This window comes from Allorhizobium sp. nf9_anc, from assembly GCF_056323085.1.
This window is the reverse complement of the sequence record NZ_CM150481.1, coordinates 1,899,103-1,915,296: the sequence shown is the minus strand read 5'-3', so window position 1 is coordinate 1,915,296 and position 16,194 is coordinate 1,899,103. Positions and strand designations below refer to the sequence as shown.

Sequence of the window (16,194 nt, the reverse complement as noted above, 5' to 3'; positions counted from 1 at the left end):
TCCGGTCCCTGACATTTTTGCGGTTCGTCAACACCAAATTAGAAAGCTGACTTGACGGCGTCAGTCAGCTTTTCTAGAACGAAGTTTAGAACCGTTCGAAACTGGATGGCGTCGCATCCGGGGTGAAGGTGTCATAAGGCAAGCCCGGCGGAAATTTCAAGGAAAATGCACCGCATGATGCATGGGAGTCCGAACTGAGGATGGCGATTGAGCGCATCTATCTCGACTGGAACGCCACCGCGCCCCTGATGGCAGCGGCGCGCGATGCCATGCTCGACGCGCTCGCCATGCCCGGCAACCCGTCTTCGGTGCATGCCGAAGGGCGTGCAGCAAGGGCCGTGATCGAGAAGGCGCGTCGCGCCGTCGCAACGCTTGTTGGTGCGGAAGCCGCGCATGTGACCTTTACCGCAAGCGCGACGGAAGCCGCCAATCAGGTTCTGTCGCCGGTCTACCGCATGGGTAAGTCGCGTGTCGACCTTGGACGCCTCTATGTCTCGGCAATCGAGCATCCGGCTGTGCGGGCTGGCGGGCGATTCCCCAAGGAGCTTGTGACGGAACTTGCCGTGACGCCTGCGGGGCTGATCGATCTCGATGCGCTTACAAGCACACTGGCCGGCCATGACGCGTCCGAGGGGCTGCCGCTGGTCGCCGTGATGCTGGTCAACAATGAAACGGGGATCATCCAGCCAATCCGCGAGGTCTCCGCCATCGTAAAGAAGTTCGGCGGATTGCAGGTGGTTGATGCCGTGCAAGCGGCAGGCCGTATTCCGCTGTCGATGTCAGAACTCGGCGCCGACTTCCTGATCCTGTCGGCCCATAAGCTTGGCGGCCCGAAGGGCGTCGGTGCGCTGGTGTCGCAGGGCGAGACTTTCATGCCGGAACCGCTGGTGCGCGGTGGCGGTCAGGAAAAGGGGCATCGGGCCGGTACCGAGAATCTTGCGGCGATCGCGGGTTTCGGTGCGGCGGCAGAGCGGATGTCGGCAGATCTGTTGAACCGGAATGCCGGGATTGCTGCACTGCGCGACCGGGCGGAGGCGGGCATCGTCTCGGCAGCATCGGAAACTGTGATCTATGGCCGCAGCGAGGCGCGGGTCGGCAATACGAGTTTCTTCCATCTGCCGGGGCTGAAGGCGGAAACCGGGCAGATCGCCTTCGATCTCGAAGGCATCGCACTGTCGGCGGGAGCCGCCTGCTCGTCGGGCAAGGTCGGCGCGAGCCACGTGCTGACCGCCATGGGCGAGGATGCCACGACCGGGGCTCTGCGCCTGTCGATTGGCCCTGATACGACGGAGAGCGACATCGATCGCTTTATGGACGCCTTTGTGAAGATTGCTGCCCGCCGCAAACCGGCGGGGCAGGCCGCCTGAGGCGGCGAAAAACCGAGCCAAACGTCGTTTTTCCCTTGCCAAGAGGGGTGAAATGATGGCTCGGGAACCTTAAGTATGGCGGGTCACCGCCCAACGTTAACAAGCTGCCGGAATTTGGCCCGGCAAGATTGGAGAACGACCATGGCTGCTGTGCAGGAAACGATCGATCAGGTCCGCCAGATCGATGTGGATCAGTACAAGTATGGTTTTGAAACTACCATCGAAGTCGACAAGGCCCCGAAGGGCCTGTCGGAAGACATCGTCCGCTTCATTTCGGCCAAGAAGAACGAGCCCGAATGGATGCTTGAATGGCGCCTCGACGCCTATCGTCGCTGGCTGACGATGGTCGAGCCCACCTGGGCGCGCGTCGACTATCCCAAGATCGACTTCAACGACATCTACTATTATGCAGCGCCGAAGACGGCCGCTGGTCCGAAGTCGCTCGACGAAGTCGATCCCGAACTCCTGAAGGTCTATGAGAAGCTCGGCATTCCGCTGAAAGAGCAGGAAATGCTGGCTGGCGTCCAGACCTCGAAGATCGCCGTCGACGCGGTCTTCGATTCGGTTTCGGTCGTCACGACCTTCAAAGAAGAGTTGATGAAGGCCGGCGTGATCTTCATGTCGATCTCGGAAGCGATCCGCGAATATCCTGACCTGGTGAAGAAGTATTTGGGTACGGTCGTACCCGTCACCGACAACTATTATGCGACGCTGAACTGCGCCGTCTTCACCGACGGTTCCTTCGTCTACATCCCCAAGGGCGTCCGCTGCCCGATGGAGCTGTCGACCTATTTCCGCATCAATGAGAAGAACACCGGCCAGTTCGAGCGCACGCTGATCGTTGCCGAGGAAGGCGCCTACGTTTCCTATCTTGAAGGCTGCACGGCACCCCAGCGCGACGAAAACCAGCTGCACGCAGCCGTGGTCGAACTCGTTGCGATGGATGATGCCGAGATCAAGTATTCGACGGTGCAGAACTGGTATCCCGGCGACAAGGACGGCAAGGGCGGAATCTACAACTTCGTCACCAAGCGCGGCGATTGCCGTGGCGACCGCTCCAAGATCTCCTGGACGCAGGTCGAAACCGGCTCGGCCATCACCTGGAAATACCCGTCCTGCATCCTGCGCGGCGACGACAGCCAGGGCGAGTTCTACTCGATCGCTGTCTCGAACGGCCACCAGCAGGTCGACAGCGGCACCAAGATGATCCATCTCGGCAAGAACACCAAGAGCCGGATCATCTCCAAGGGCATCTCGGCCGGCGTGTCGCAGAACACCTATCGCGGCCAGGTCTCGATGCACCGCAAGGCGGAAAATGCCCGCAACTTCACCAATTGCGATTCGCTCCTGATCGGCGACACCTGCGGCGCGCATACCGTGCCGTACATCGAGGTGAAGAACTCGACGGCCAAGGTGGAGCACGAGGCAACGACCTCGAAGATCTCCGAGGACCAGAAGTTCTACGCCATGCAGCGTGGCATCCCGGAAGAAGAGGCGATCGCCCTGATCGTCAACGGCTTCGTCCGCGACGTCATCCAGCAGTTGCCGATGGAATTTGCGGTTGAAGCGCAGAAGCTGATCAACATCTCGCTCGAGGGTTCGGTCGGCTAAGGTCGGCTTGAAACTCCATTGATGGAAACGGAGACGCCCGAGACGAAGAAGCAGGAGCATAAGTATCTTAAGAAGAGGATGCAGGCCATCGGCAGGCGATCCTCGCAGGTTTTCCTGATTTCTTGGGTCCTTCTAGTTCTCTTCGTCGCCTTCTTTTCCAACAACTGGTTGGAAATGATCTGGCGGGGGCTGCTCATCATTCTTACACGCGGTCGAAGTGATCCGGCTGCCTGAAACAGGAACACAGACATGCTTGAAATTCGCAATCTCCATGCCCGCATCGCCGAAGACGGCACCGAAATCATCAAGGGCCTGAACCTCACCGTGAAGGCCGGCGAAGTCGCTGCCATCATGGGCCCGAACGGTTCGGGTAAGTCGACGCTGTCCTACATCCTGTCGGGTCGCGAAGACTATGAAGTGACTGAAGGCGACATTCTCTACAACGGCGAGAGCATCCTCGAGCTCGACCCGGCCGAGCGCGCTGCCAAGGGCATCTTCCTCGCCTTCCAGTATCCGGTCGAAATCCCGGGCGTGGCCACCATGCAGTTCCTCAAGGTCGCAATGAACTCGCAGCGCAAGGCGCGCGGCGAAGCGGAACTGACGACGCCGGACTTCATCCGTCGCGTCAAGGAAGCCTCGGCTGAACTGAAGATCAACCCGGATATGCTGAAGCGTCCGCTGAACGTCGGCTTCTCCGGCGGTGAGAAGAAGCGCGCCGAGATCCTGCAGATGGCGCTGCTCGAGCCGAAGCTCTGCATCCTTGATGAAACCGATTCCGGCCTCGACATCGATGCGCTCAAGATTGTTGCTGATGGTGTGAACGCCCTGAAGCGTCCGGACCGTGCCACCGTCGTCATCACCCACTACCAGCGCCTGCTCGACTACATCGTGCCGGATAGCGTTCACGTCCTCTACAAGGGCCAGATCATCAAGTCGGGTGACAAGAGCCTGGCACTGGAACTCGAAGCCAACGGCTATGCCGACATCACCGGTCAGGCTGCCTAAGGGCTCTCAAGTTTTAAAGGAGTTGCACCGATGACATTGCAAGCGGCCAACCGGCTCACCGTAGCCGAGACCCAGCTCATCGACGCCTATACCAACCAGATCGGCAGCCTTCCGGGCGACGGCGCCGTGCTTCTCAAGCGCGACGGCCTGTTCGACGCGCTGAAGCGCCAGGGTCTGCCGACGCGCCGCGTCGAGACCTTCCACTACACAGACCTCAAGGCCCTTCTGCGCGCGCTTCCGGCCGAAGAGCCCCAGGCTGTCGCCAAGGCGATCAACCCGCTGGTGGCGGGTGCCCATGTGCTGAACGTGTTGCAAGGAGTTGCCCAGAGGCCGGCTGCACTTCCGGACGGAGTGAGCATTTCGCTCTATCGCGACGCGCTGACCGATGGGGCCGCCGCAGAAGGCCTGACCGCCTTTAACGCCGATGACACGATCGGCCGCCTGAACGGCGCCTTCGTGCGCGACGGCTTCACGCTGGAGATCGCCGACGAGGCCGAGATCGAAGCGCCGATCGAGCTGCAGTCGGTTCATGCCGCGGGCCAGCTGCATCTGCGTTTCCCTGCCACCTTCGGCAAGGGTTCGAAGGCCACCGTCATCGAGCGCCATGTCGGCCAGAGCGGTTCGGCAGCCCTTGCCTCCGTCGTCGCCGATCTGAAGCTCGGCGAAGGCGCCGAGATCACTTGGGTGATCCTGCAGGGCGAAGGCGATGCCGACACGCATCTCGGCCAGATCCGCGCCGAGCTTGGCACAGACGCCAAGTTCCGCCTCTTCATCATCAATGCCGGCGGCAAGCTGGTGCGCCAGGAAGTGCATGTGAAGACGGCTGGCGAAGGCTCCGACTTTACGCTCCGCGCCGTCAACCTGCTCGGCGGTGACACGCATACCGACGTCACCATGACGCTCGGCCACGACGTCCCGAACACCACCTCGACGGAAATCATCCGCAACGTGTTGTTCGATCGCGCCAAGGGTGTGTTCCAGGGCATGATCCGGGTTGCCCCGGATGCCCAGAAGACCGATGCCCGCATGGCCTGCAACACGTTGCTGATGTCCGACGATGCCGAGTTCTCGGTCAAGCCCGAGCTCGAAATCTTCGCCGACGACGTCCAGTGCGCCCATGGCGCGACGGTTGCCGACATCCACAAGAGCCATCTCTACTACCTGATGTCGCGTGGCATTCCGGAAAAGAAGGCCCGCGCGCTGCTGATCAACGGCTTCGTTGCCGAAATCGTCGAGGAGCTCGAAAACGAGCCGCTCGTCGAGGCCCTGGAAGAGATCATCACGGACTGGCTGGAGCATCATGGCTGACACGATCGCGGTAAAGACAGGATATGACGTCGAAGCCGTCAGGCGGGATTTCCCGATCCTGTCGCGCGAAGTCTACGGCAAACCGCTGGTCTATCTCGACAATGCGGCGTCTTCGCAGAAGCCGCAAAGCGTGATCGATGCGATCAGCCATGCCTATTCCCACGAATACGCCAACGTGCATCGTGGTCTGCATTTCCTGTCCAATGCCGCGACGGACGCCTATGAAGCGGCGCGCGAAAAGGTGCGCCGCTTCCTGAATGCTCCATCGATCGACGAGGTGATCTTCACCAAGTCTTCCACCGAAGCGATCAACACTGTCGCCTATGGCTGGGGCATGAAGCATATCGGCGAGGGTGACGAGATCGTGCTCTCGATCATGGAGCACCACTCCAACATCGTGCCCTGGCATTTCCTGCGGGAACGCAAGGGCGCCAAGCTCGTCTGGGCGCCGGTGACCGATGATGGCGCCTTCGACATGGATGCCTTTGTCGGCTGCCTGACCGAGCGCACAAAGCTGATCGCCATCACCCATATGTCGAACGCGCTTGGTACCGTTGTCCCGATCAAGGAAGTCTGCCGCATCGCGCATGAGCGCGGTATCGCCGTCATGGTCGATGGCAGCCAAGGTGCTGTGCACATGCCCGTCGACGTCCAGGATCTCGGCTGCGACTGGTATGCTGTGACCGGCCACAAGCTCTATGGCCCCTCGGGCATTGGCGTGCTCTGGGGTAAGATGGACCGCCTGCGCGACATGGATCCCTTCATGGGCGGCGGTGAGATGATCATCGAGGTGGCCGAAGACCGCGTGACCTATAACGAGCCGCCGCATCGCTTTGAGGCCGGCACGCCGCCGATCGTTCAGGCGATTGGTCTTGGCTATGCGCTCGACTACATGGAAAGCCTCGGGCGTCCGGCGATTGCCGCCCATGAGGAAAGCCTGCGCGCCTATGCGCATGAGCGTCTCTCCGCGATCAATTCTCTGCGGATCATCGGCAATGCACCGGGCAAGGGAGCGATCTTCTCCTTTGAACTCGCCGGCATTCATGCCCATGATGTCTCCACCATGATCGACCGTCGCGGCGTTGCCGTTCGCGCCGGAACCCACTGCGCCCAGCCACTGCTCGCCCGCTTCGGCGTGACTTCCACTTGCCGGGCGTCGTTCGGTCTCTATAACACAAGGGAAGAAGTCGATGCGCTGGCGGACGCGCTGGATTACGCCCGCAGCTTCTTCGCCTGAGGAATGAACACCATGAGTGACACCGAAACAAAGCCCGATGTCCGCGACGGCATCATCCACACCGCGATCCCGGCGGACGAAGTTGCCCGCCTGTCGGACGATATCATCGCCGCGCTGAAGACGGTCTATGATCCGGAAATTCCCTCCGACATCTTCGAACTCGGCCTGATCTACAAGATCGACATCGAAGACGACCGCACGGTCAAGATCGTCATGACCCTGACGGCCCCCGGTTGCCCAGTTGCCGGCGAAATGCCGGGCTGGGTCGAAAATGCCGTCGGCTCGGTCGAAGGCGTCTCGGGCGTCGAGGTCGAGATGAGCTTCGATCCGCCATGGACGCCGGACCGCATGTCCGAAGAGGCGCAGGTCGCCGTAGGTTGGTACTGAGAGAATTAGGCAATTATCGAAACGGCCCGCCTCGCGCGGGCCGTTTTGCATTTACACGGTGCGATAGCCACGGTCGAAATAGACGAGCGCCTGGCCGTCTTCGCGGGTGGTGACGTCGAGCACTTCGCAGAACAGGACGTCATGCGTGCTTCCGTCATGCACCTCCGTGATCCGGCATTCGAACGAGACGAGGGCGTCTGAGAGGCGCGGCGTGCCGGTCTCTGTGGTTTCCCAGGTGGCGGCAGCGAACCGCTCGTCGACGGGCGTCTTGCCGCCAAAGAGACGGCTGACCGGTTCATGCTCGGCGGCGAGCACGTTGACTGAAACAAGGCCATTGGCGCTGACAGCAGGATAGGCTGAACTGCCCTTGTTGAGGCAGACCAGCAGCGTCGGCGGATTGTCCGAAACGCTGGTGACGGCGGTGGCCGCAAAGCCCGCACGTCCGGCTGGGCCATCGGTGGTGACGATGGTCACGGCTGCGGCGAGGCGGGCCATGCCATTGCGATAGGCCGCACTTTTTTCCGGCGAGACGCTGTCCGGTGCGGAGGCAACGGGGGCGATGGACTTGGTGGCCAGCATGGGCGTTTCCTTCAAGCGTGTTCGAGGGTCGACAGGAAGTCGATCACCGCGCTGTTGAATATTTGCGGATAGGTGACGTTGACGGCGTGTCCACCGGCGACGGTGAGCACGAGATTTGCGTTTGAGAGGCCTTCTGCGAGGCGCAGCGACCGGGAATAGGGGACGAGCAGGTCGTCGCGGGTGGCGATGACAAGCGTCGGCGTCTGGATTTCGCCGAGACGGTCGTCGATATCAAAGGCGCGCAGTGCCGCAATCCGGCGCAGGATGTTGTCGCGACCCTGGAAATGGGCGAGCGCATGCGCCTCTTCCACCGCCATCTTCTCCGGATTGTCTGCCATGTAGATAGCCGGATAAAGAAACAGCGGCTGTGCCTTGACGAAGGCCTCGACACCGGCGTTCTCCAAAAGCGCGATACGCACGTCGAAGCAACGCCCGGAATGCGGATCGGCTTTGCTCCAGGCATTGATCAGCACGAGGCTCTCGATCAGTTCCGGCCGGCGGAGCGCTAGATCCAGCCCGATCAGACCGCCCAGCGCATGGCCCATGAAATGGAATTTCTCGATCTTCAGCGTCTCGACGACGTCGAGCACGTCGTCGGCCATGGCGGAAATGCCGCCAATTTCAGGGACCACGCCACCCGTCTTGCCGCAGCCGCGATGGTCATACGTAACGATGCGGAAGCGCTCCGAGAGGGCGGGGATCTGCGGCGCCCAATAGCCGCCCGAGCCGCCAAGCCCTGACGAGAGCAGGATGGTCGGCGCATCGGGGGAGGTCAGGCCGTGAATGTCGTAATGCATGCGTTTGTGCTCTGGCTTTGCCCCTCACCCTGACCCTCTCCCCGCAGGCGGGGAGAGGGGATGGCCACCCTTTGTTTAGGGAAGCCCAGGTGCAGGCGATTGCGGTCTGGATTCTTCTCCCCGCTCGCGGGGGAGAAGGTGGCGGCAGGTCAGGCGCAACTTGTTGCGCCGGGGATGAGGGGCTGCTTAAAGCCCGATCACTTCTTCCCGATATGCGCGACGGTCGCGATCTCGACCAGCGCGTCCGGCTTCACCAGGCCGCATTGCACGCAGTAGCGGGCCGGCTCGTTGCTGGGGAAGTATTCGGCATAGACCTTGTTCACCGCCTGGTAATTGGCCCAGTCAGTGACGAAGATGTGGTTCATCGTGACATCCTGCATGGTGCCGCCGGCGGTCTCGATGACGGACTTGATCGTCTCCAGCACATGGCGGGTCTGGGCACTCGCGTCGCCGACATGCACGACGTTGTTGTCCTTGTCGAAGGGAAGGGTCCCCGAGACATAGAGGATGCCATCGGCGAGCGTGCCGGGCGAATAGGGGGCAAGCGGCTTGGATGTGCCTTCGGGAACGACGATGGTCTTGGGCATTCTCACTCTCTCCGTTTCTTGAATGGTGGTGGTATCAAGCGGCATCGGCAGGCGCTGCCTGTCCGATCGCGCCGCAGAAGTCGTTGACGGTCGCGACCCAGCCGAAGAACTTTTCGACATTGTAGACGGTTGCCTGCTGGATGAAGTCGGGGCCGAGGTGATGCGTTGCGTCCTCAAGCATCACGCCGAAATATTCGAGGTGGAAGGCATCGCGCAGCGAGCTTTCGACGCAGACATTGGTGGCAATGCCGACAAAGACGAGATTGCGGATGCCGCGGGCTCTGAGCACCGAGTCCATGTTCGTGTTGAAGAAGCCGGAATAGCGGCTCTTCGGTACCAGGATGTCGCCGGGCTTAGGCTGCAATTCGTCAACGATGGCATAATCCCAGGTGCCCTTGGCGAGCAGTTGCCCCTGCAGTTCGGGACGCTTACGCATGGTTTTCAGCGCATTCGACTTATGCCAGTTGGGCGAGCCGGGGCCACCAGCCTCGACATAGTCAGGGTCCCAGCCGTTCTGGAAATAGACGACCAGCACACCGGCTTCGCGGGCCGCATCGAGCGTCTTCTTGATGTTGGAGATCGTGCCCTTGGCGCCGGAAATGTCGAAGCCGGCGAGATCGACATAGCCGCCTTCGGTCGAATATGCGTTCTGCATATCGACGACGACCACGGCCGTTTCCGACGGCTTCAGGGTGATCGGCTCGGGGCGTGCCGGAAGCGTGACGCTTTTCGTCAGTTCCAGGCGCGGCTGATAGCCTGCAACAATGGCCTCGCTCATTCGGCGGCCTCCAGCATCTGGTTCACATGCGCGCGGCTCTTCATCAGCGGCTGCACGTATTTGCCGAACTTCTCGATACCTTCAAGGAAGTCGTCGAAGGTCAGCATCACGCCGCCGGTGCCGGGCACTTCGCTCATCTCGTCGAGCATCGAGGCGACCTCGGCATAAGAGCCGATCAGCGTACCCATGTTGATGTTGACCGCCGATACCGGGTTCGCCATGTGACGGACATTGGTGTCGGAGCCGGACTTGGTGTCGACGGCGCTCTGCAGGCCGAGCCACTTGATCGCTTCCTCGTCGGCGCCTGCCTTGTAGTGCTCCCACTTGGCGAAGGCTTCTTCCGTCGTCTCTTCGGCGATTACCATTGTCAGTACGAAGGAGCGCACGTCGCGGCCTGTCTTCTCGGTGGCAGCCAGCAAGCGTTCGTTGGTGGGCGCGAAGGCCTTGGGCGTATTGACCCCGACGCCGAAGCAGAAGCTGTAGTCGGCGAACTTGGCCGAGAAATCCATGCCGGCATTGGATGAGCCGGCGCAGATCAGCTTCACATCACCTTCCGGGATCGGCTTCATCCGGCAATCATCCATCTGGAAATGCTTGCCTTTCAGATCCGACTGGCCGGTCGTGAGCAGGTCCTTCAGGACGGTCGTGTATTCGGTCAGATATTCGTAGCGGTCGGAGAAATAGTCGTCGCCGGGCCACAGGCCCATCTGGCTGTATTCCGGGCGCTGCCAGCCAGTGATCAGGTTGACGCCAAAGCGACCGTTCGAGATCGAATCGATCGTGGTGGCCATGCGCGCGATGATCGCCGGCGGCATGATGAGTGTTGCAGCCGTGCCGAAGAGCTTGATCTTCGAGGTGACGGCAGCAAGGCCCGCCATCAATGTGAAGCTTTCGAGATTGTAGTCCCAGAACTCCGTCTTGCCGCCGAAACCACGCAGCTTGATCATCGAGAGTGCAAAGTCGAAGCCGTAATGTTCTGCCTTAAGCGTGATCGCCTTGTTGAGCTCGAAGGTCGGCTTGTATTGCGGGGCATTCTCCGACAAGAGCCAGCCATTGTTGCCGATCGGGATGAAGACGCCGATTTCCATTCCTGTTCTCCGCTTCTGGAGGCGCGCTGGGCGCCGTTTTTGTTTCGCCAGAGACGAAGCAATCGCCGTGCCAGACTGAAAATGCATTCAGAAACAGTGACTTGGTTTTGGAGGCTGAAATATTTTTACCGAATGGTCAAAATTTGGGAGCGATCTGGCTCTATTTGCTCGTCTTTGCATCCGAAAAGCGGATGCGCTGCGTGAAATTTGATCGCGGGCGATAGCGCTGGCCGAAGTCAGCGGCTCCCAAGCTTCTGACAAACATCAAGTTTTAGAATGTGCTGCTTCTGCCCACGGATTGATCATCGTCAGATCGTTGCTGGTCTGGAATTCCCGCCGACGCCCGTGCCGGGCCGCCTAAGCTATTGAACGGGCGAGGCGTGTCCATTACATTGCAACTGGAAACGCCGGACCTTGAATCCGGTTGTTGTTGGAGACTGTGCCGATGGGCTTTCAGGTAATGACCATGAGCGATGCGGCTGCCGCACGCGTCAGGGCGATTGTTGAGAATTCCGGTCCCGATGCCAAGGGCATCCGCGTGGGGATCAAGAAGGGTGGCTGCGCCGGGATGGAATACACCATCGATCTGGTGACCGAGCCCAGCGCACGGGACGACCGGATTGAAAAGGATGGCGCGTCGGTCTGGATCGACCCGGCAGCAGTTCTTTATCTGCTCGGCACCGAAATGGGATTCGAGACCACCACACTGCGCTCCGGCTTCACCTTCCACAATCCTAACCAGACCTCGGCCTGCGGCTGCGGCGAGTCGGTCGAGCTCCAGGCTGCCGACTTGACGGAACTTGCAAAACAGCGTCAGGCCACACCGGCCTGACGGGCCGGCTCAGCGCCATTATCCTGCATGTTGGAAGAGGTGCGATGCATGGATGTATGCATCGAATCATTCTTTTTTGCCGAAATGCGAAAAAATATCTTGCGAAGCGCTGATTTTGCTAAATAAACTGCGGCCATGGATACAAGTGACCGCAAAATCATCGATCTTCTCGCAGAAGACGCCCGCCGCTCGCTCGCCAGCATTGGCGATGTGGTAGGACTTTCACCCTCTGCCGTCAATGAGCGCATCCGTCGTCTCGTTGCAGCAGGTGCCATCAGGCGCTTCACGCTGGAGGTGGATCCGGTGGCCCTCGGTCTGCCGATCACCGCCTTCATGCTGGTGACGCTGCCCCAGGATACGGAGCAGGCGGCATTCCGGGACTATGCCGAAGCGCATCCCGCCGTACTGGAATGTCATCATGTCACGGGCGGCTGGTCTTACATGCTGAAGATCCGCACAGCCGACTTGACCGGCATCGAAACCTTCCTGGCCGATCTCAAGGGTGAGCGACTGATCGCCCGCAGCGAAACGATGATCGCGCTGTCGACAGCGAGCGAGCGCAGCTACGTCATCGGCACCGATTGACATGGATGCGCTCGTCTTCGGCAAGGGACTGGTGCTCGGCATTGCGATCGCTGCCCCCCTCGGGCCGATCGGCGCGCTGTGTATCAACCGGACGCTGGAGCGTGGCTTCTGGGCGGGCGTCGCAGGCGGTCTGGGCACTGCACTTGCCGACGGTGTCTATGCGGCACTGGCAGCGACAGGTTTTACGGCCCTCGGCTCTTCGCTCGGCTTTATCCAACTGCCCTTGCAGGTCATCGGTGGCCTGTTTCTCCTCTATCTCGGCCTGAGCAGCCTCAAGCCGCGCGTCAACGTCTCCGCGGCACCTGTTGCCGCACGTGGCTTGCTCACAACCACAGCGGCGACGTTTCTACTCACCATCGCCAATCCGGCAACGATCCTCACCTTCGCCGCGATCTTCGCAGGGCTCGGGCTTGCCGCCGGTCAGAATGCCGGCGAGGGCGATGCAGCCGGTTTCCTGTTGGTCGCCGGCGTCTTTCTGGGCTCGCTTGTCTGGTGGTTCTTCCTCAGTGGTGTCGTGAGCCTGTTGCGCGCGCGCTTGCCGGAGGGATTCGCGATTCTCGTCGCCCGCATCTCGGCATTCGTCCTTGTCGCCTTTGGTCTTGTGGCCCTCCTGCACGCCTTGATGGCGTTGCTCTGACCGTCCTGCCAGCAGAAGCTGTCACGAGTTCGTCAGGCCCGTATCAATTCAGGCTGCGACCAAGAATTCCCTTGGAAATCCAATGTTAAACCGCTCGGATTTCCATTCGATTGTGCTACAGATCACAGCGGAGCAGGCAGCATTTCTGCCTTGGGGGTGTCAATGTCACACAGGCAGGCGACGGCCAATGCGATGTTCGATTTCATCACGGAATCATCGCAGGCCCGCAACAACGATGCGGTGCTGGCCAGCCTGGACAAGGCGGCCAGGGCCTTTGGTATGGACTGCTACGCGATCTCGGGCATTCCGCTGCCCACCGAGCGCATCGACCCCTACTTCATGCTGAATGCCTGGCCGGATGGCTGGTTCGAACGCTACGTGCAGCAGAACTACGTGCATGTCGATCCCGTGATTTACCGCACCAAGATGTCGAACGAGGCCTTCGTCTGGTCCGAAGCCTTGGCTGACCAGCCGCTCAGTCGGTCGGCGAAGCGTGTGATGAACGAGGCGACCGAGTTCGGGATGTTGGACGGCTACAGCGTTCCGCTCCACTCGGTGGGCGGCTTTCAGGCGATCGTGACCTTCGGCGCGAGGAAGGTCGATCTGTCGAGTGAGCAGCGGGGCGCGCTGCATATCGTTTCAATCTATGCGCACAACCGGTTGCGCGCCTTCATGTCCGATAGCAGCGAACGAAGCGCCGCCGCTGCCGCAAAAGTGACCCCCCGCGAGCGCGAGGTCATATTGTGGTGTTCGGCTGGAAAGACCAATTGGGAAATTGGCCAAATTCTTGGAATCTCTGAGAAAACGGTCCAGCATGAAATTGCATCTGCCAGCCGCAAGTTGAACTCGGTGAACCGTGCTCAATTGATCGCCGAATCGATCAGGCTTGGTTTAATCAGATAAATAGGCCGAACTGCCTATATTGCATTTCTCCCCCATGCCGCAGTGTCCACCCGGGTGATTTTGGGGGTGTGGATGCTTGCGACGATTCTGGGCGCAGACACGCGTGACTATGCGGACATCATGGAGCAGGTCTGGCGCTTCCGGCATCGGCAGTTCGTCGAAAGGCTGGGCTGGGAAGCGTGTCGCCGCGCTGACGATCGCGAGATCGATCAGTTCGACAGTGAAGAGGCAATCCATCTGCCACTTCTCGTCGATGGTGACGTCGTCGGCTACAGCCGGCTTCTCCCGACGCTGAAGCCGCACTTGCTTTCGGATGTTTACCCCTACCTCATGGGTGGGGCCGATTGGCCGCGCGGCCAGCGCATCTTCGAATGGACGCGCTGCATCGCCGAGGTTTCCGAAAAGACAATCGCCGGCGTGCCGATCTCCAACATCCTGATGACCGGGGTGATGGAGTATTGCCTGGTTGCAGGCATCCAGACGCTTGTTGTCGAAACCCATCCGAAGCTGGTCAACCTTCTGGTGAGCACCGGTTGGGACGTCATGCCGCTCGCGGCGCCCAGCGTTCTGGAAGGAGCCCTGATTGTGCCGATTACGGCCAAGCCGTCGATGGCGGGGCTTTTGCGGCACCATGAGCTCTACGGCATCACGGGTAGTGTGCTCGACCTGGAACTCGCCCCGGGCAACCCTTTTTCAGCATCGGCGCTCAGGCGCGTTCCCTTCGCCGAGCTGGCCCATGGAAGTATCGATTATGCAAGAATGGCAGGAGAATGACATGACGGATGGCCAATTCCCATCCTCCGATATCTACGTTCGCTCGATCGTCGAAGAGCAGGTGCGTAGCCTCAGGGAGATCATCAGGGGCGTATCGCAAAAGGCGCCGCTCAGCGAAGAGGCTCTCTTTCTCGATCATCTTTTGCAGATGGTGTCTCTGGCGGCCGCAGACGGGTTGGATCGCCGCACTGGCCGCAAGCGGCAGTCGTCAGAAGCCGACAGCGGCCTGCGGGATATCCATGTCGACCTCGCAAAGATGGAGTTCGTCCCGAAGGGCCTCGATCGCGCCCAGTAGGTAGACCTGAAGCGTGAGGCTCTCCTGCGGGCTGGTACACAGCCTCTCGAGGGCCTCATCGATCTGAAAGAGGCAGTCCTCGACGTAATCGGTGGGCACGACACTTTGGAGGATGTCTTCGAGGTGCTGGTCGACGAGCGTTCTGAGGCGAGGGCCATCGATATGATGCGCTGAGAGAAGGTCGGTCTTCAGGCGATTTAGCGCGTCGTTATACATGAATTCCTCTATGCAACCTGCTGCAACTCAAGACTGTGTCCGCAAGCGGCGAAATTTGCAATCGCCGAATTCTCCAGCGGCTGTGCTTTTGCTCGCCTAGCCGTGAATAGCCCAAAAATACTCATGCCAACTGCGATTTTCTGAGAGCGCCCGTCTACTTGACGATGATCAAATCGGAAGCCTCCGAAGAGGCATCCTGGTTTCGCCAGACGTTGGGAGTCGAATCAGCGCCTGTTGATGCTGTTCAAAACATCCCAGATCTCGGCGCCTGTCTCCCAGACGGCTTCATTGGCCTTGAAGCCGAGTTCACTCTGAACAAGCGACATCATTTCCGACGCGAGATCCACATTCGAACCATCGGCAAAGGTCTCGTCGCCGGATGGTGCGACAGACGCGGTAACGCCGCCCGGCGCCGTGCTGGAAAACCTGGTTTCCAGCTTGTCGTATTTGGGTGTCAACGCATTGGCGATATTGTTCGCCGATGCGGCAAGCCGCGTCTGCTGCGCCTGCATGCCGGAAAGGGAAATGCCCATGACGGCTGAAATGCTCATGGCTGTATCCTGCTTTCATACCGATATTCAGAACATCAGAATAAGCTGTGCCGGTTAGCATAATGCGAACGGCGATGGTTTCCCGTTGGCAACGCAGCGCCGAAGACATGATCTGTTTCGATACACACAGGCGGGCGGCTCCTGCTGTCATGTTGAGTCTCCGACCCAATCCGCAAACAAAAACCCGGCGCGTCGCACCGGGTTTCAGGTCTTTGCATGCGATCGTCGGGCTTATTCGATGATCTGGATGATCTGACGGGTCTGCGGATCGACGATCACACGGCGCTCGTTGACGACAGTGTAGGAATAATCCTCATAGCCATCGACCGGATAAAGCTCGACCGGATCCTCGATTACGCGGCCGACCAGCACGTCGCCTTCATAAGGAACCGAGCGCACTTCGCGCTCCATGACATAGGTTTCGACCGGTGCCGGTATGACGATGGTCGACTGGGAGGCGACCGGAGCCTGCTGGATGATGACAGTTTCCTGCGCATTGGCCGACGCCGAGAGCGTCATGAGTGCCGCTGCACCAGCGAGGATAAGAGTATTGCGCATGTCTGTTCTCCTGTGTTGGACAGCTTGAAGAACGGGTGCGCGGCCATTCCGTTCCATCACAGGGCGTTTCGGCGTGTCACCACAAATGAAGAACGCCGC

Annotated in this window: 19 protein-coding genes; 12 read left to right on the top strand and 7 right to left on the bottom strand. The window is 60.2% G+C overall.

Features of this window, described 5'->3' with window-relative positions:
• Positions 1 to 200 precede the first annotated feature (200 nt).
• From AC02Y0_RS09155 to AC02Y0_RS09130, 6 genes are all read left to right on the top strand, one after another.
• Complete coding sequence (locus tag AC02Y0_RS09155) at positions 201 to 1,367, top strand: cysteine desulfurase family protein (protein WP_476383583.1); 1,167 nt, start codon at positions 201 to 203, stop codon at positions 1,365 to 1,367.
• A gap of 141 nt (positions 1,368 to 1,508) precedes the next feature.
• On the top strand, positions 1,509 to 2,978 hold the full coding sequence (sufB, locus tag AC02Y0_RS09150) for a Fe-S cluster assembly protein SufB (RefSeq protein ID WP_476383582.1): 1,470 nt from the start codon (positions 1,509 to 1,511) through the stop codon (positions 2,976 to 2,978).
• Between the two features lie 249 nt (positions 2,979 to 3,227).
• Positions 3,228 to 3,983, top strand: coding sequence for a Fe-S cluster assembly ATPase SufC (gene sufC / locus AC02Y0_RS09145; RefSeq protein ID WP_102019889.1), 756 nt, complete (start codon positions 3,228 to 3,230; stop codon positions 3,981 to 3,983).
• Between the two features lie 30 nt (positions 3,984 to 4,013).
• Positions 4,014 to 5,291, top strand: coding sequence for a Fe-S cluster assembly protein SufD (gene sufD / locus AC02Y0_RS09140; protein ID WP_476383581.1), 1,278 nt, complete (start codon positions 4,014 to 4,016; stop codon positions 5,289 to 5,291).
• Complete coding sequence (locus tag AC02Y0_RS09135) at positions 5,284 to 6,528, top strand: cysteine desulfurase (RefSeq protein WP_476383580.1); 1,245 nt, start codon at positions 5,284 to 5,286, stop codon at positions 6,526 to 6,528. Before sufD ends, AC02Y0_RS09135 begins: the two co-directional genes overlap by 8 nt.
• A 12-nt stretch (positions 6,529 to 6,540) precedes the next feature.
• Positions 6,541 to 6,915, top strand: a complete 375-nt coding sequence (locus AC02Y0_RS09130; RefSeq protein ID WP_006728551.1) for an SUF system Fe-S cluster assembly protein — start codon at positions 6,541 to 6,543, stop codon at positions 6,913 to 6,915.
• Positions 6,916 to 6,966: 51 nt separating this feature from the next.
• Here the strand turns inward: AC02Y0_RS09130 and AC02Y0_RS09125 are convergent, their stop codons facing one another.
• The 5 genes from AC02Y0_RS09125 to rutA form a co-directional block, all read right to left on the bottom strand.
• Entirely contained in the window at positions 6,967 to 7,494 is a 528-nt protein-coding gene (locus tag AC02Y0_RS09125; protein WP_476383579.1) for a flavin reductase, read from the bottom strand.
• A gap of 11 nt (positions 7,495 to 7,505) precedes the next feature.
• Positions 7,506 to 8,291, bottom strand: coding sequence for a pyrimidine utilization protein D (gene rutD, locus AC02Y0_RS09120; RefSeq protein ID WP_476383578.1), 786 nt, complete (start codon positions 8,289 to 8,291; stop codon positions 7,506 to 7,508).
• Positions 8,292 to 8,488: 197 nt separating this feature from the next.
• The gene (gene rutC, locus AC02Y0_RS09115) at positions 8,489 to 8,878 is read right to left on the bottom strand and encodes a pyrimidine utilization protein C (protein ID WP_076396123.1); all 390 of its coding nucleotides are present in this window, start codon (positions 8,876 to 8,878) and stop codon (positions 8,489 to 8,491) included.
• Between the two features lie 34 nt (positions 8,879 to 8,912).
• Complete coding sequence (rutB, locus tag AC02Y0_RS09110) at positions 8,913 to 9,656, bottom strand: pyrimidine utilization protein B (RefSeq protein WP_476383577.1); 744 nt, start codon at positions 9,654 to 9,656, stop codon at positions 8,913 to 8,915.
• Positions 9,653 to 10,744 (bottom strand): pyrimidine utilization protein A, encoded by a 1,092-nt coding sequence (gene rutA, locus AC02Y0_RS09105; protein ID WP_476383576.1) that lies wholly within the window; start codon positions 10,742 to 10,744, stop codon positions 9,653 to 9,655. Before rutA ends, rutB begins: the two co-directional genes overlap by 4 nt.
• Positions 10,745 to 11,189: 445 nt before the next feature.
• On the opposite strand from rutA, the gene sufA reads away from it, so the two are divergent.
• From sufA to AC02Y0_RS09075, 6 genes are all read left to right on the top strand, one after another.
• Positions 11,190 to 11,576, top strand: a complete 387-nt coding sequence (gene sufA, locus AC02Y0_RS09100; protein ID WP_476383575.1) for a Fe-S cluster assembly scaffold SufA — start codon at positions 11,190 to 11,192, stop codon at positions 11,574 to 11,576.
• 135 nt (positions 11,577 to 11,711) lie between these two features.
• Positions 11,712 to 12,161: an Lrp/AsnC family transcriptional regulator gene (locus AC02Y0_RS09095; protein WP_102019899.1), complete on the top strand. Its 450-nt coding sequence runs from the start codon at positions 11,712 to 11,714 to the stop codon at positions 12,159 to 12,161.
• A gap of 1 nt (position 12,162) precedes the next feature.
• Positions 12,163 to 12,798 carry a LysE family transporter gene (locus AC02Y0_RS09090; RefSeq protein ID WP_476383574.1) on the top strand — a complete coding sequence of 212 codons (636 nt, stop codon included), beginning with the start codon at positions 12,163 to 12,165 and terminating at the stop codon, positions 12,796 to 12,798.
• Positions 12,799 to 12,960: 162 nt separating this feature from the next.
• Positions 12,961 to 13,701, top strand: coding sequence for a helix-turn-helix transcriptional regulator (locus tag AC02Y0_RS09085; RefSeq protein ID WP_476383573.1), 741 nt, complete (start codon positions 12,961 to 12,963; stop codon positions 13,699 to 13,701).
• A 72-nt stretch (positions 13,702 to 13,773) separates the two neighbouring features.
• Positions 13,774 to 14,475, top strand: coding sequence for an acyl-homoserine-lactone synthase (locus AC02Y0_RS09080; RefSeq protein WP_476383572.1), 702 nt, complete (start codon positions 13,774 to 13,776; stop codon positions 14,473 to 14,475).
• A 1-nt stretch (position 14,476) separates the two neighbouring features.
• Complete coding sequence (locus AC02Y0_RS09075) at positions 14,477 to 14,770, top strand: hypothetical protein (protein WP_476383571.1); 294 nt, start codon at positions 14,477 to 14,479, stop codon at positions 14,768 to 14,770.
• A gap of 440 nt (positions 14,771 to 15,210) precedes the next feature.
• Here AC02Y0_RS09075 and AC02Y0_RS09070 read toward each other — a convergent pair whose 3' ends face one another.
• Positions 15,211 to 15,537, bottom strand: a complete 327-nt coding sequence (locus AC02Y0_RS09070) for a flagellar basal body protein (RefSeq protein ID WP_476383570.1) — start codon at positions 15,535 to 15,537, stop codon at positions 15,211 to 15,213.
• A 231-nt stretch (positions 15,538 to 15,768) separates the two neighbouring features.
• Complete coding sequence (locus AC02Y0_RS09065) at positions 15,769 to 16,095, bottom strand: DUF1236 domain-containing protein (protein ID WP_476383569.1); 327 nt, start codon at positions 16,093 to 16,095, stop codon at positions 15,769 to 15,771.
• Between the last annotated feature and the right edge of the window lie 99 nt (positions 16,096 to 16,194).

Excerpts from the sequence above, each read along its gene's own strand:
- AC02Y0_RS09155 (WP_476383583.1), top strand. The coding sequence starts at position 201 with ATGGCGATTGAGCGCATCTATCTCGACTGGAACGCCACCGCGCCCCTG.
- sufB (WP_476383582.1), top strand. The coding sequence starts at position 1,509 with ATGGCTGCTGTGCAGGAAACGATCGATCAGGTCCGCCAGATCGATGTG.
- sufC (WP_102019889.1), top strand. The coding sequence starts at position 3,228 with ATGCTTGAAATTCGCAATCTCCATGCCCGCATCGCCGAAGACGGCACC.
- sufD (WP_476383581.1), top strand. The coding sequence starts at position 4,014 with ATGACATTGCAAGCGGCCAACCGGCTCACCGTAGCCGAGACCCAGCTC.
- AC02Y0_RS09135 (WP_476383580.1), top strand. The coding sequence starts at position 5,284 with ATGGCTGACACGATCGCGGTAAAGACAGGATATGACGTCGAAGCCGTC.
- AC02Y0_RS09130 (WP_006728551.1), top strand. The coding sequence starts at position 6,541 with ATGAGTGACACCGAAACAAAGCCCGATGTCCGCGACGGCATCATCCAC.
- AC02Y0_RS09125 (WP_476383579.1), bottom strand. The coding sequence starts at position 7,494 with ATGCTGGCCACCAAGTCCATCGCCCCCGTTGCCTCCGCACCGGACAGC.
- rutD (WP_476383578.1), bottom strand. The coding sequence starts at position 8,291 with ATGCATTACGACATTCACGGCCTGACCTCCCCCGATGCGCCGACCATC.
- rutC (WP_076396123.1), bottom strand. The coding sequence starts at position 8,878 with ATGCCCAAGACCATCGTCGTTCCCGAAGGCACATCCAAGCCGCTTGCC.
- rutB (WP_476383577.1), bottom strand. The coding sequence starts at position 9,656 with ATGAGCGAGGCCATTGTTGCAGGCTATCAGCCGCGCCTGGAACTGACG.
- rutA (WP_476383576.1), bottom strand. The coding sequence starts at position 10,744 with ATGGAAATCGGCGTCTTCATCCCGATCGGCAACAATGGCTGGCTCTTG.
- sufA (WP_476383575.1), top strand. The coding sequence starts at position 11,190 with ATGGGCTTTCAGGTAATGACCATGAGCGATGCGGCTGCCGCACGCGTC.
- AC02Y0_RS09095 (WP_102019899.1), top strand. The coding sequence starts at position 11,712 with ATGGATACAAGTGACCGCAAAATCATCGATCTTCTCGCAGAAGACGCC.
- AC02Y0_RS09090 (WP_476383574.1), top strand. The coding sequence starts at position 12,163 with ATGGATGCGCTCGTCTTCGGCAAGGGACTGGTGCTCGGCATTGCGATC.
- AC02Y0_RS09085 (WP_476383573.1), top strand. The coding sequence starts at position 12,961 with ATGTCACACAGGCAGGCGACGGCCAATGCGATGTTCGATTTCATCACG.
- AC02Y0_RS09080 (WP_476383572.1), top strand. The coding sequence starts at position 13,774 with ATGCTTGCGACGATTCTGGGCGCAGACACGCGTGACTATGCGGACATC.
- AC02Y0_RS09075 (WP_476383571.1), top strand. The coding sequence starts at position 14,477 with ATGACGGATGGCCAATTCCCATCCTCCGATATCTACGTTCGCTCGATC.
- AC02Y0_RS09070 (WP_476383570.1), bottom strand. The coding sequence starts at position 15,537 with ATGAGCATTTCAGCCGTCATGGGCATTTCCCTTTCCGGCATGCAGGCG.
- AC02Y0_RS09065 (WP_476383569.1), bottom strand. The coding sequence starts at position 16,095 with ATGCGCAATACTCTTATCCTCGCTGGTGCAGCGGCACTCATGACGCTC.